We start from the raw sequence: 340 nt of genomic DNA, 5'->3' as shown, positions 1-340 counted from the left end.
GCGGCTGCCGCCGATCTTGGTCCCAGCATGCAGTGCAGCGTGTGCCAGTGGATTTACGATCCAGCAAAAGGTGAACCGCTGCAGGACGTTGCACCGGGTACGCCGTGGAGCGACGTGCCGGATAACTTCCTGTGCCCGGAATGTTCATTAGGTAAAGACGTCTTTGACGTACTGGCAACGGAGGCAAAATGAGCCACGGAATTGTCATCATTGGTTCGGGCTTTGCCGCCCGCCAGTTAGTCAAAAATATCCGTAAACAGGATGCGGCTGTTCCGCTGACCCTGATTGCCGCGGACAGCATGGATGAGTACAACAAGCCCGATCTCAGCCACGTTATCAG

General features: G+C 55.9%; 1 protein-coding gene and 1 pseudogene. Both read left to right on the top strand.

Annotated elements, in window-relative coordinates; translation table 11 throughout:
- A partial coding sequence (locus FDX03_RS23500) for a rubredoxin (RefSeq protein ID WP_249357079.1) occupies positions 1 to 192 on the top strand: 192 nt, incomplete at its 5' end.
- Positions 189 to 340, top strand: a pseudogene (locus FDX03_RS23495) (FAD-dependent oxidoreductase); the annotation flags it as partial. The gene FDX03_RS23500 and the pseudogene FDX03_RS23495, both read left to right, overlap by 4 nt.

The sequence above is a fragment of the Citrobacter sp. wls827 genome (genome assembly GCF_005280875.1).
GTDB lineage: Bacteria > Pseudomonadota > Gammaproteobacteria > Enterobacterales > Enterobacteriaceae > Citrobacter > Citrobacter youngae.
The sequence above is the reverse complement of the archived record's forward strand: the minus strand, read 5'-3'. Positions and strand labels throughout refer to the sequence as shown.